Genomic DNA, 12,084 nt, shown 5'->3' on the forward strand with positions numbered 1-12,084 from the left:
GGCGCGGCGGGACTCGCCGCTCCGCGGCTCGACCCGCCCTACGCGGTGGCGGCGATCGGGGCTGCTTCCATGTCGAGGCGCCGCCACACGCAGGCACCGCGGCTCGCCTTGTCGATCGCGGCGATGCGGGCCTCGTGCAGCACGATCTCCGCGTCGAGCGCCCGCAATACGCGTGGGCGGGTGACGATGCGCAGTTCGGCGGCGATGCGCACTTCGCCGGCGACCGCCTCGTCGCCGAAGCCGAGCGCCCCCTGGCCGGAAGTGAGTGCGAGGTAGACGTCGGCAAGCAGGTTCGCGTCGAGCAGCGCCCCGTGCAGGCCGCGATGGCTGTTGTCGACGTCGAGGCGCTTGCACAGCGCGTCGAGGCTGTTGCGCTGGCCGGGATATTTCTCGCGCGCGAGCACGAGCGTGTCGAGCACCTGCGCGCGCGCGGCGATGCGCGGCTCGGCGATGCCCGCGCGGGCGAGTTCGGCGTCGAGGAAGCCGACATCGAAACTCGCATTGTGCGCGATGAGTTCGGCACCGTCGATAAAGTCGAGGAACTCCTGCGCGATCTCGGCGAAGCGCGGCTTGTCGAGCAGGAATTCGTCGGCGATGCCGGTGACCGCGCGCGCGCCCTCGTCGATCTCACGATCGGGATTGAGGTAGGTGTGGAATTCGCGCCCGGTGCGGCGGCGCTGCACGAGTTCGATGCAGCCGATCTCGATCACGCGGTGGCCGCGCTGGACTTCGAGGCCGGTGGTTTCGGTGTCGAGGATGACTTGGCGCATCGGGGACTGGGATTGGGGATTCGGGATTCGGGATTGGGCTAAGCGTGGAGGGCCGTGGTTTTCCTGGCAAGGAGCTTCAATGCGCGGTGAGCGGTGGCCGGCGCGATGCCTCAGCCCCCTGCCCTCAGCCCTCGCACCGCCAGCGCCGCCTGCCGCGCCAACTCGTCCACCCGCTCGTTCTCGTCATGCCCATTGTGTCCCTTGACCCAGTGCCAGCGCACCTCGTGCGAGGCAAGTGCGGCGGAGAGCCGCTCCCACAGGTCACGATTCTTCACCGGCTGCTTGTCGCTCGTGCGCCAGCCGTTCGCGCGCCAGCGCGCCATCCATTCCTCGACGCCGCGCTTGACGTACTGCGAGTCGGTCGTGAGCTCGACCTTGCACGGCCGCGTGAGCGCCTCGAGGCCCGCGATCGCGGCCATGAGTTCCATGCGGTTGTTGGTCGTCTGCGCCTCGCCGCCGCTGAGTTCCTTCTCGCGGTCGCCCAAGCGCAGCAGCGCGCCCCAGCCGCCCGGGCCCGGGTTGCCGAGGCAGGCGCCGTCGGTGAACAGTTGCACCACCTGCTGACCGCCGCTCATGCACGCACGCGCCGGGTCGGCACCGCGAGCGAGGGCTGCGGCGTGACCGCTCGCAGCGGTCGCTGGCGCAACGGCGTGAGCACCGAGCGCTGCTTCGAAGCGGACAGCATCCACGCGCCACGCAGCGGTGCGAACACGCGCGCGCCGTCGACGCTCTTGCCGGACGTCGGCCAGCACGCGCCGAGCGTGGTGCTCGCGCCCGGCGTGAGCTGCGCCTGCAGCAGGCGACGGCGCAATGCGTCGGGATGGCGCGCGTGCGGCAATGCGACCCCGCGTCGCGCCTGCCAATGCAGCCAGAGCATCCAGGGACTCCATGGGTTGAGGCCGAACCACAGCAAGGTGCCGCCCGGCGCGAGCACGCGCGCGAGTTCGTCGACGAGCGCGTCGGGCGCCGTGAGCGCATCGGCCGCATGCTGCACGACCACGAACTGGAACGCATCGCCCTCGTACGGCAGCGCATCGGCCGCGCAGCGCACGTCGCCGGCGAAGCGCTGGCCTTCCACGTGCACGCGCGTCGCGCGCAGGTGGCAAAAGTCCGCCGCCAGCGCGCGATTCGCCGCGCTTGCCTGCAGCAGCAACGCCGCACCCGCGGGCTGGCGCAGCACGAGCGCCGGCACGCGCGCGAGTTCGTCGTGCAGCAGCGCCTCGAACTCGGGCAGGACGAACAGGTTGTCGGGACCGGTGATCACGCGGTGCAAAATCCAGGTGGCGCCGTCGCATCGACGGCTCTCGTTCGCGGATCAAGGACTTGCGCCGATCCGATGGCAGGCGCCATGCCTCGCGCAAGGTGCCCGCCGCGGCGCAGTGTAACGCGACCGATGCCGACCTAATGATCGTTTAACGTCACCGCCCGCGACGCTGGCCTATAGTCCGGCGCCCATGACTCTGCTCGCCCTGCCCGCGCTCGCCGACAACTATATCTGGCTGCTCGCGCAGGGCAGCGATGCGCTCGTCGTCGATCCGGGCGAAGCGCCGCCGGTGGAACGCGCGCTCGCGCAACACGGGCTGCGCCTGCGCGCGATCCTGCTGACGCATCACCACGACGACCACATCGGCGCCGCGCGGGCACTCGCCGCGCGCCACGGCTGCCGCGTGCATGCGCCGGACGACGAGCGCATCACCGATGCGGACGTGCGCGTCGGCGACGGCGATCGCGTCGTCCTCGAACATCCCGCGTTCGCGTTCGACGTGCTCGCGATTCCGGGGCACACGCGCAGCCACATTGCCTATCACGGCGCCGGCGTGCTGTTCTGCGGCGACACGTTGTTCAGCGTCGGCTGCGGCCGGATGTTCGAAGGCACGCCCGCGCAGATGCTCGCCTCGCTCGAACGCCTGGCCGCGCTGCCGGGTGACACGCGCGTGTGCTGCGGCCACGAGTACACGCAGGCGAACTGCGCCTTTGCGCGCGCGATCGATCCGTCGAACGCGGCGCTCGCCGCACGCGCGGCACAGGCGGACGCACAGCGCGCGCGGCGAACCGACCGTGCCCTCGACGCTCGCCGACGAACGCGCGAGCAACCCGTTCCTGCGCATCGACACGCCCGCGCTGCGCGACGCACTCGGCGTCGATGACCGCGTCGCGCGCTTCGCCGCGTTGCGCCGGCGCAAGGACGACTTCCGGATGCCCGCGCCGTGATGCGGCGCACGGCGCGCGCCGCGCTGCTCGGCGGCGGCCTGCTCCTGCTCGCCGCCTGCGCGGCGCCGCCGACTCGCCCGCCGAAGGTGCCGTCGCCCGTGCCGCCCGTGGAAACGCCCGCGCCCGCAGTCGCGACCCAGCCGCCGCCGGCCCCCGCCGCGAGTGCGCAGGAGCGCTCGCTGTGGGGTCGCCTGCGCAGCCTGTTCGCGATGCAGGGCTGCGACTACAGCCCGGGCGTGCAACGCTGGGCGAAGGCGTACACGCAATCGCCGCGTGGATTTTCGGCGAGCCTGAAGACCGCGTTGCCGTTCCTCGGCCTCGTCGTCGACGAACTCGAGCAGCGCGGCCTGCCCGGCGAGTTCGCGATGCTGCCGTACGTCGAAAGTACCTATCAGCCGATCGCGACGCGCGGCGAGCTGCCCGCAGGCATGTGGCAGCTCGTGCCGGTCACCGCGCGCGAGGCCGGCCTCGTCGTGCGCAAGGATTACGACGGCCGTCTCGACGCGCTCGCCTCGACGCATGCCGCGCTCGACCTCCTCGCCGACTACTTCCGCGAGTTCGCCGACTGGCGCCTCGCCGACATGGCGTTCAACAGCGGCGAGTTCCGCGTCAAGAAACTGCTCGCCGGGCGTGACGCACGCGATCTCGATACGAACGAACTCGCACAGCTTAAGTTCAACCGCATCACGCACGACCACCTCGACCGCCTGCTCGCACTCGCCTGCATCGTCGAGGATCCCACGCGCTTCCGCGTCACCCTGCCCGAACCCGGCCCGGACGCGCGCCTGCGCGTGACGGAACTCCCCGCGGGCATGGACCTGCGCCTCGCCGCACGCTTGTCCGGCGTGCCCATCGACGATCTCAAGCGCTGGAACGCGGGGTACCGGCGCAACCGCATGGCCGACGGCGTGCCGCACCGGCTGCTGCTGCCGGAGACGCGCGTCGAACGCTTCCTGGCCACCTCGCAGGCGATGCCGCAGCCGCTCTGGAACGATTGGCGCGAGGAGCGCGCCGCGCGCACGAGCGGCATCGGGAGCTGGGCGAGCCAGCTCGGCATTCCGGTCGCCGTGCTCGCCGCCGCCAATGCGATCGGCGAGGACGCGACCGTGCTGCCGGCGACGCGCCTGCTGCTGCCGGGACACGAGGCGGAACCTGTCGACGATGGGGCGCCGCCGGCGCGCGGCGCCCGCACCCACGCGGTCGTGGCGGGCGACACGCTGACCGGCATCGCGCACCGTTACGGCATCCCGCTGCGCCGCCTGCAGCAGCTCAATCCGCATGCCGGCCGCACCCTGCACCTCGGCGACAAGCTGCGGCTCGACGCGGGCTGAGCGCTCCCGGCCGTACGCGGCCGCACGGCGCCCGCCCGGGGAATGCGCACTGGTAGAATCCGCGCTTTCCGCTGCGACGATCTTGGAGAGCACATGGGTTTCCTGCACGGCAAGCGCGCCCTCGTCACGGGCATCCTCAGCCAGCGCTCCATCGCCTGGGGCATCGCCAATGCGATGCACCGCGAAGGCGCGCAGCTGGCGTTCACCTACGTCGACGAGAAGCTGAAGAGCCGCGTCGACGAAGCCGCGACCGCGTTCGGCTCCAACATCGTGCTCAAGTGCGACGTGTCGAAGGACCAGGAGATCGAAGCGCTGTTCGCCGACCTCGGCAAGCACTGGGACGGCTTCGACATCCTCATCCACTCGATCGGGTTCGCGCCCGGCGAAGCGCTCAAGGGCGAGTTCCTCGACGGCCTCACGCGCGAGAACTTCGCGATCGCGCACGACATCTCGAGCTACAGCCTCGCCGCGCTGGCCAAGGCCGCGCGCCCGCTGATGAAGGGACGCGGCGGCGCGATCCTCACCCTCACCTATCTCGGCGCGGAACGCGCGCTGGCGAGCTACAACGTGATGGGCCTCGCCAAGGCGAGCCTCGAGGCGAACGTGCGCTACCTCGCCTACAACCTCGGCCCCGAGGGCACGCGCGTCAACGCGATCTCGGCCGGCCCGATCAAGACGCTGGCCGCGTCGGGCGTGGCGAACTTCCGCAAGATGCTCGACCACGTCGAAGAAAACGCGCCGCTGCGCCGCAGCGTCACCATCGACGAGGTCGGCAACGCGGCTGCGTTCCTCTGCTCCGACCTTGCATCGGGCATCACCGGCGAAGTCACCTACGTCGATGCGGGCTACAACACCCTCGGCATGACGGGGATTTGAGTCCGCCCAGCCACGGAACATCGAAGATCAAAATGGATGCCCGCTTTCGCGGGCATGGCGTCGAGCGGGCTTTGGGCGTTCGTCACCCTATGGACCCAAGAGCCACCTGGACGTCATTCCCGCGAACGCGGGAATCCACTTTGCTTCTCGCCCCGGCGAATCCCCGTCAGCAGTCGTCGCGCCGACGCGTCGGCAGGATGCCTTCGCGGACGATGTCGCAGATCGCCCTCACATCACCATCCATCGCGCGAGCGCGCGCCATGAAGGCGATGCGCTCGCGGATCCTCGCATGCGCCGCGCGGACGGCGGCGCCGGCGTGGAAGTCGGCCGCCTGCGCGAGCGACTTCGCGAGCGCCTGCACTTCGCTTTCGAACTGCGCTCGCGTCGCGTGCGTGGTGTCGGGCGCGTTGGCTACCTTCGCGGCGAGCGCTCGCCAGTCGCCGCGCTGGGCGAGGCGGCGCGCGGCGTTGAGCATGTCCTGGCGGTAATCGAGGGCCTGCGCGGCGGTGTAGAGCTCGAGTGCGAGCACGTGGGCGAGGTCTCCGGTCATCTCGAGCACATGGCGCGCTTCGTTGGCGCCCATCGAGACGTGGTCTTCCGCGTTCGCGCTGGTCGGCACCGAGTACACGCTCGCCGGATGCGCGCGCGTGGCGAGGTCGTTGACCAGCGCCGCGGCGGTGTACTGCACGATCATGAAGCCGGAGTCGGTCGCATCCTCGTTGCCGATGAGGAATGCGGGCAGGCCGTCGTTGGTCGCCGGGTCGACGAGCTTGTTGAGGCGGCGTTCGGAAATCGAAGCGAGCACGGGGATCGCCGCCTTCACGTAGCTCATCGCGAGCGCGAGCGGCATGCCATGGAAATGACCGGCCGAGATCACCTGCTCCTCGATGACCTTCGCGCCCGGCGCGTCGGGGAAGATCAGCGGATTGTCGGTGACCGCGTTGAGTTCGATGTCGACGACGCGGCAGGCCTGCTCGTAGGCATCGCGCACCGCGCCGTGCACCTGCGGCATGCAGCGCAGGCAATAGGCGTCCTGCGGCTGGTGCTTCTTGCCGCCGCGGAACGGCAGGAAGCGCTGGTAGAACGCCTCGCGGCCATGGCGCTGCGACGGCGGCACCCAGTCCCAGGCGATGTCGAAGCTCTGCTGCTGGTCCTGCGGATCGCTCCACGCCTCGGCCGACCAGCCGCGGAAACGCGGCACGAGGTGATAAGCGATGTCGACGAGCGTGGAGCCGTCGAGCAGCTCGCGCACGTGCGCAGCGGCCGCGACCTGGCCCGGATGCGGACGCAGCGCATGCACCTCTTCGCGCAGCGCACCGCTGCGGCCGGCGAACGCATCGAGCGTCATCGCCGCGGCGAGATCGGCGGTGTCGAGCAGTCCGCCGAGACGCTGCAGCGCGAGCGCCGCGGTCGCCAGCATCTGGGTGGTGCCGTTGTTGAGGGCGAGGCCTTCCTTGAAGGACAGCTTGACCGGCGCGAGCCCCGCACGGCGCAGTGCTTCGGCGCCGGGCAGGCGCTCGCCGCCGACGAATGCTTCGCCACCGCCGAGCAGCACGATCGCGAGGTGCGACAGCGGCGCGAGATCGCCGCTCGCGCCGACCGAGCCCTTCTGCGGGATCACCGGGATCACGTCGCGATTGAGCAGCGCGGCGAGCGCCTCGAGCGTCGATACGCGGATGCCCGAATGGCCGCGCATGAGCGTGTTGATGCGGATGCCGAGCATCGCGCGTACGACGTCCGCGCCGAACGGCTCGCCGACGCAGACCGCATGCGTGATCACGAGGTTGTGCTGAAGCTCCTCCAGCAACGTTTCGCTACGCGGTTGCGGATTGCCGCCCGGCAGTTCATCACGCACGCGGTGCGCGCCGAGCAGCTTGTCGGCGTTGCTGCCGAAACCGGTGGTGACGCCGTAGATCGGCTCGCCGCAGCTGACCTTGTCGGCGAGGAAGTCGGCCGCGCGCTGCACGCGCGCGAGCTGCGCAGGGTCGAGCTCGACCTTCGCGCCGCGCGCGATCGCGGCGACGTGGTCGCGGGTGAGGCTGTTGCCGTCGAGGAGGATCGAATCGTTCATGGTTACCGGCATCCGGAATTCACTGCGGGGTGTCATTCCCGCGGAAGCGGGAATCCATTTCGTTCACGCGGAAGATCAACATGGATGCCTGCTTTCGCGGGCATGACGACGAATAACGTGTGGGTCAATCGCCCTTGCCGCGCGGCATGACCGCCACCTGCTCGATCTCCACGCGCAGGGCATCGACGAGCTCCGCGCGCGCGACCTCGAACTGGTCCTGCTTGCGCAGGTCCTTCACGGTGACCGTGTCCTTCGCGATTTCGTCCGGGCCGAGTACGAGCACGAAGCGGATGCCCGCGCGGTCGGCGTACTTGAACTGCCGGGCGAGCTTGCCCGGTTCGACCACGACTTCGGTGTTGATACCGCCCGCGCGCAGCTCGGTCGCGAGCGCGAGGTAGCGCGGCAACTCGGCGTCGTCCATCTGCGCGACGAGCGCCTGCACGGTACTGCGGCCGCCCTTCAGCAGGCCGGCTTCACGCAACTGCCAGTACAACCGCGTCGCGCCGATCGAGATGCCGACGCCCGGCAGCTTCGACTTCGTGTAATGGCTCGCGAGATTCTCGTAGCGGCCGCCCGAGCAGATCGAGCCGATCTGCGGATGCTCGTTGAGCGTCGTCTCGTAGACGGTGCCGGTGTAGTAGTCGAGGCCACGCGCGATCGAGAGGTTCAGCGCGTAGTGCGATTCCGGCACGCCGAACGCCTTGATGAGGTTCAGCACTTCGACGAGTTCGGCACGGCCCTGCTCGAGCGATTCGCTGCCCGCGCCGAGCGAATCGAGCTTGGCGAGTGCATCGGCGAGCGTGGTCGAGCGGAACGCGACGAAATCGAGGAGCCTGGCGACCGCGTCCGCGGAAAGGCCGAACGCGTCGCCGGTGAGCGTCTCGCGCACGGCGTCGACGCCACGTTTGTCGAGTTTGTCGACTTCGCGCAGCACCGCGGCCTGGCGCTCGGCATCGGCGAGGCCAAGGCCTTCGAGCCAGCCGCGCATGAGCTTGCGATTATTGATCTGGATCGTGAACGGGCCGATGTCGAGGTCGCGGAACACCGCGTAGATGACCGCGGGCAGCTCCGCGTCGTAACGGACCGACAGCGCGTCCTTGCCGATCACGTCGATGTCGCACTGGTAGAACTCGCGGAAGCGGCCGCGCTGCGCGCGTTCGCCGCGGTAGACGCGCTGGATCTGGTAGCGGCGGAACGGGAACACGAGGTCGTGCTCGTGCTCGGCCACATAGCGCGCGAGCGGCACGGTGAGGTCGAAGCGCAGCGCGAGCTCGGGCACGTCGCCGTCCTTCGCCGCCTGCAGCGCGCCGGTCGATTGCACGAAGTAGACCTGGCGCTCGGTCTCGCCGCCCTCCTTGGTCAGCAGCACGCTCGAGAACTCCATCACTGGCGTCTCGATCGGCAAAAAGCCGAAGCGCTCGAAATTGCGGCGTACTGCGTCGAGCATCGACTGGAAGGCGACCTGGTCGAGCGGCAACAGCTCGAGCACGCCGGGCATGGTGCGGGCTTGCGTGACAGCCATGGAATCCTCGGTACGGCGGGGCGGCGACGCGCGGCGTCGCGAAACGAATAGCGTAGCAGATGGCGGCTTTTCGCCGCGCCGGAAGCCATGGGCGCCGGAGCAATCGCGGCGACGGCGCGCCTGCGCGGCGCCACGCCGCATCCAGTGCCGCGCGGGCGCCCATGCGCCTTGGCGTGTCGCCGCGCCCTGCCTACCGGCGACCGCGGATGCGCGGGCCGGTCGATCAAGGACCTTCACGGAGCGGCGACTTGCATGGAGACTGTTGCACGCCGCGCGGACCGTCGTTTAGAATTCGCGGCCCCGCTACGGCGGGTCCCGGTCGGGGTGTAGCTCAGCCTGGTAGAGCGCTACCTTCGGGAGGTAGAAGTCGCAAGTTCGAATCCTGTCACCCCGACCAATTCATTCGTGCAGAAGGCCGCCTCGAAAGGGCGGCCTTCTGCATTTCGTGGCTGCATTTCGAACCTGCGGAAACAAAAAACCCGGCTCGCGCCGGGTTCTTCGTGCAGGCGGTCAACAGCGACGGTCAGCGCTGCTTGCGATCGGCATGGCGGCTCTTCGTCTGCGGGCCCGCCGAGGGCTGCGGGTCGAGGTTGTTGAGCAGTGCGCGCAGGTCGACCGAGACGGTGGAACCGTTGCCGGCGATGTCGAGCGAGCCCATCGTGCGCTTGCTCAAGGCGGCGCGATCGAGGAACACCTCGCGATCCGGCTGTGGCGGGCGGGTCGAGCTGCACAGGTTGCGCTTGAGGCGCAGCAGGCTCGTACCGGGACGCTGCCACGGATGGCCGGGCTGCAAGCGCTCGACCATGACGCTTTCGAGCTTGACGACGACGGTGTCGTCGATCACTTCGGCGCAACGTCCGATGCCGATGTCGTAAGTCATGGATTGAAACCTCCGGAACGGAACAGGCACGAGCCGCGAACGCGGACCCGGCGGGCGCGCGGTGCACTGCAAAAGGCGCATCGGCGGTGGGTAGTCGCCCATTATGCCGCATCGCACGATAAGTTTCCGTTACCCGGATTTTCCGATAATGGAATGAAGTCTCATGAAATCGTCATAACTCATTCATCTAAAATAATTTATCGGAGATCCGCAGGACTACGGGATCAGGTGATTTCATCCACGAAAAATGGTCCGCCGGAATATCTCCGAGTTCGCGCCGGTCGAGCCGCATGACCTCGTGCGGCGCAGCAGGAAGCTTGCGCAGGAGCCAGTCGACCGAGGCTTCCGGGCCGAACCAGTCATCGGCGAAGCGCAGCGCCAGCACGGGCGACGTGACGCCGGCGAGGCAAGCCTCCAGATCGGCGGGGACGCCGTCCGCGCCGTAGCGGCCGCTGCGACCGCTGCGCGACCAGTCCGCCATGACGCCGCGCGCCTCGCGGCCGCCGAAGCCGAGCTGGCGACCCGGGAAGTATCCGCAGGCCGCGGCGATCGCCGGCACGCTCGCGTAGAACGCGCGGATCAGCCATGGGTGGGCGAAGCAGCGCCAATACGGCGAGCCGCTCGCGACGAGCACGAGGCCGGCGACGTCGGCCGGATCGAGCGCGGCGGTGAGCGTGGCGAGTTGCCCGCCGAGGCTATGCCCACCGATGTGCAATGCGGCATCCACATGGCGCTCGCGCACGACGCCGCGGCTGGCCGGGATGTCCTCGAGCAGTAGCTCGCGATAGCCCCAATCGATCCTGCGTGCCGCACGGCGATCGCTCGAGCCCGCCCCACGCCATTCGTGCAACGCGACCGCAACGCCACGCGCCGCCAGCGCGCGTGCGAACGGCAGGTAGTTGCGCGCCGGCACGCCGAGCGCAGGCAGCCAGAACAACACCCGGCGGGCGGGCTGCAGCGGTTCGACCAGCGCGAGGTCCGCGCGCGCGCCGTCGCCGGCGACCACGGACACGATCGATTCGCGCACGCCGCCGTCCGCCGCCGCGCCCGCCATTCAGCCGAGCCCGGCGGCGATGCGGGTAGCGACTCGCTCCGGCACCACGACGACGTCCGCATCCGCCGCGTGCCAGGTCGCGCGATCGAACACGACGAGCCGCGCGCCGCTGCGATGCAGCTTCGCCCAGGCGGCGGTCGCCCGCAACGTTGGCGGCAAGGCGATGTCGATCGCGTCGCCGGCGATGGTCGCGTGCAGCGCCAGGCCATCCGCATCGAGCGTGAACGACCGCACGCCGCGCGGAACGCGCGCACGCCATCGCCACACCCGCTCGCCGCCCGCGAGGACGAGCAGCAGGTCATGCGCACGCCAACGGGACGCACGCGGACGCGGGATGGACAGGGTCGCGCGCTCGCGCAGCGTCGGTGGATCGAGCGCAGTGAAGTGCTCGGTGCGCGTCGCGAGCGCGATCAGGCGCTTGCGGCTCAGCGAGAGCTGGCTCGCGTAAGCCTCCATTGCTGCCCGCTTGCGTGCCTGCCGCGCGGGCATCGGCGGCAATCCGACCCCGCCTGCACCGGCATCGGCATGGATGAGGTAGGCGAGCCGCTGACATGGCTTCGCGTAACGCAGCAATGCGAGTTCGAGCATCACGTGCAGCGCACTGTGATCGGGATGGCGGTCGGTGAGGTTCGGCATGACGACGTGCGTCGGCGCGAACGCCGCGAGTTCCGCGTGCATCGTGGCGATCACGGTATCTTCATGCATGAGCGCATCGGTGAGCCCTTGGTCGGGCCAGCCGAGATGGCGCACGCCGATGGCCCGTCCCTCCGCGAGTTCGCCGAGGGCGGCGGCCGCTTCGTCGCGGCGGCGGCGCCCCCAGCGCTCACGCGCCGGCGCATCGATGCGCCAACGCTTCTCGATCCAGCGTTGCGGCCACGGGTTGTTGTCGCCGTCGGTCGCGTACAGCACGCGCACGACCGCGCCTGCGTCGAGCGCGACCTGGATGAGTTCACCGGCAGCGAGTGTCTCGTCGTCCGGATGCGGCGCGACGACGAGCAGGCGGTCCTGTGCAGTGAGCGGCAATGCTGCCGGCATCGATCTTCCCTTTGGTACGGCCCCGCCCGGGGGGCGGCGAGGAACAGCCTAGCGCATCGCTCGCGCGCGATGCATCACGGCGCGAGTGCGGTGAGGCGGGCGTTCAGCTCGTCGAGACGCAGGTCCGCGCTCGCACCCGGAGAGATGCGCGCGGCGAGGCTCGCCTCGGGCGTGCGCCCTTGCCCGGCATGTTCCGCCGCAGCCGCGGCGTGCCGGTAAGCCTCGCGGAACCGCACGCCGGCCGCCGCCTGTTCCATGGCGACGTCGGTCGAAAACATCGGGGGCTCGCTCGCCACGCGCATCGCGGGCGCGTTCCACTCCAGGCGCGCGAGCA

General features: G+C 69.8%; 10 protein-coding genes, 1 tRNA gene and 2 pseudogenes. 4 read left to right on the top strand and 9 right to left on the bottom strand.

Annotated elements, in window-relative coordinates; all coding sequences use genetic code 11:
- Positions 1–38: 38 nt before the first annotated feature.
- From dnaQ to ACTHK2_RS17800, 3 genes are all read right to left on the bottom strand, one after another.
- The gene (gene dnaQ, locus ACTHK2_RS17790; RefSeq protein ID WP_440247079.1) at positions 39–770 is read right to left on the bottom strand and encodes a DNA polymerase III subunit epsilon; all 732 of its coding nucleotides are present in this window, start codon (positions 768–770) and stop codon (positions 39–41) included.
- Between the two features lie 110 nt (positions 771–880).
- On the bottom strand, positions 881–1,345 hold the full coding sequence (rnhA, locus tag ACTHK2_RS17795; protein ID WP_440247080.1) for a ribonuclease HI: 465 nt from the start codon (positions 1,343–1,345) through the stop codon (positions 881–883).
- Positions 1,342–2,034, bottom strand: coding sequence for a methyltransferase domain-containing protein (locus ACTHK2_RS17800; protein WP_440247081.1), 693 nt, complete (start codon positions 2,032–2,034; stop codon positions 1,342–1,344). The genes rnhA and ACTHK2_RS17800 overlap by 4 nt, the downstream gene beginning before the upstream one ends.
- Positions 2,035–2,224: 190 nt before the next feature.
- On the opposite strand from ACTHK2_RS17800, the pseudogene gloB reads away from it, so the two are divergent.
- From gloB to ACTHK2_RS17815, 3 genes and pseudogenes are all read left to right on the top strand, one after another.
- Positions 2,225–2,981, top strand: a pseudogene (gene gloB / locus ACTHK2_RS17805) (hydroxyacylglutathione hydrolase).
- Positions 2,981–4,312, top strand: coding sequence for a transglycosylase SLT domain-containing protein (locus tag ACTHK2_RS17810; RefSeq protein ID WP_440247088.1), 1,332 nt, complete (start codon positions 2,981–2,983; stop codon positions 4,310–4,312). Before gloB ends, ACTHK2_RS17810 begins: the two are co-directional and overlap by 1 nt.
- Positions 4,313–4,405: 93 nt before the next feature.
- A complete protein-coding gene (locus ACTHK2_RS17815; RefSeq protein WP_440247082.1) occupies positions 4,406–5,188 on the top strand; it encodes an enoyl-ACP reductase FabI in 783 nt (260 codons plus the stop codon).
- 166 nt (positions 5,189–5,354) lie between these two features.
- On the opposite strand, the gene ACTHK2_RS17820 is transcribed toward ACTHK2_RS17815, so the two are convergent.
- On the bottom strand, positions 5,355–7,259 hold the full coding sequence (locus tag ACTHK2_RS17820) for an HAL/PAL/TAL family ammonia-lyase (RefSeq protein WP_440247083.1): 1,905 nt from the start codon (positions 7,257–7,259) through the stop codon (positions 5,355–5,357).
- Between the two features lie 124 nt (positions 7,260–7,383).
- On the bottom strand, positions 7,384–8,781 hold the full coding sequence (gene hisS / locus ACTHK2_RS17825) for a histidine--tRNA ligase (RefSeq protein ID WP_440247084.1): 1,398 nt from the start codon (positions 8,779–8,781) through the stop codon (positions 7,384–7,386).
- Between the two features lie 320 nt (positions 8,782–9,101).
- Between hisS and ACTHK2_RS17830 the strand changes: the two genes are divergently transcribed.
- Positions 9,102–9,178: transfer RNA gene (locus tag ACTHK2_RS17830), tRNA-Pro, on the top strand.
- A gap of 126 nt (positions 9,179–9,304) precedes the next feature.
- Here the strand turns inward: ACTHK2_RS17830 and ACTHK2_RS17835 are convergent.
- From ACTHK2_RS17835 to ACTHK2_RS17850, 4 genes and pseudogenes are all read right to left on the bottom strand, one after another.
- Positions 9,305–9,661, bottom strand: coding sequence for a hypothetical protein (locus ACTHK2_RS17835; RefSeq protein WP_440247085.1), 357 nt, complete (start codon positions 9,659–9,661; stop codon positions 9,305–9,307).
- A 187-nt stretch (positions 9,662–9,848) separates the two neighbouring features.
- Positions 9,849–10,688: an alpha/beta hydrolase family protein gene (locus tag ACTHK2_RS17840; RefSeq protein WP_440247086.1), complete on the bottom strand. Its 840-nt coding sequence runs from the start codon at positions 10,686–10,688 to the stop codon at positions 9,849–9,851.
- A 27-nt stretch (positions 10,689–10,715) separates the two neighbouring features.
- Complete coding sequence (locus tag ACTHK2_RS17845) at positions 10,716–11,750, bottom strand: PIG-L deacetylase family protein (RefSeq protein ID WP_440247087.1); 1,035 nt, start codon at positions 11,748–11,750, stop codon at positions 10,716–10,718.
- A 74-nt stretch (positions 11,751–11,824) separates the two neighbouring features.
- Positions 11,825–12,084, bottom strand: a pseudogene (locus ACTHK2_RS17850) (argininosuccinate lyase); the annotation flags it as partial.

This window comes from Dokdonella sp., assembly GCF_051958935.1.
GTDB lineage: Bacteria > Pseudomonadota > Gammaproteobacteria > Xanthomonadales > Rhodanobacteraceae > Dokdonella_A.

Excerpts from the sequence above, each read along its gene's own strand:
- ACTHK2_RS17810 (WP_440247088.1), top strand. The coding sequence starts at position 2,981 with ATGCGGCGCACGGCGCGCGCCGCGCTGCTCGGCGGCGGCCTGCTCCTG.
- ACTHK2_RS17820 (WP_440247083.1), bottom strand. The coding sequence starts at position 7,259 with ATGAACGATTCGATCCTCCTCGACGGCAACAGCCTCACCCGCGACCAC.
- hisS (WP_440247084.1), bottom strand. The coding sequence starts at position 8,781 with ATGGCTGTCACGCAAGCCCGCACCATGCCCGGCGTGCTCGAGCTGTTG.
- dnaQ (WP_440247079.1), bottom strand. The coding sequence starts at position 770 with ATGCGCCAAGTCATCCTCGACACCGAAACCACCGGCCTCGAAGTCCAG.
- ACTHK2_RS17845 (WP_440247087.1), bottom strand. The coding sequence starts at position 11,750 with ATGCCGGCAGCATTGCCGCTCACTGCACAGGACCGCCTGCTCGTCGTC.
- rnhA (WP_440247080.1), bottom strand. The coding sequence starts at position 1,345 with ATGAGCGGCGGTCAGCAGGTGGTGCAACTGTTCACCGACGGCGCCTGC.
- ACTHK2_RS17835 (WP_440247085.1), bottom strand. The coding sequence starts at position 9,661 with ATGACTTACGACATCGGCATCGGACGTTGCGCCGAAGTGATCGACGAC.
- ACTHK2_RS17815 (WP_440247082.1), top strand. The coding sequence starts at position 4,406 with ATGGGTTTCCTGCACGGCAAGCGCGCCCTCGTCACGGGCATCCTCAGC.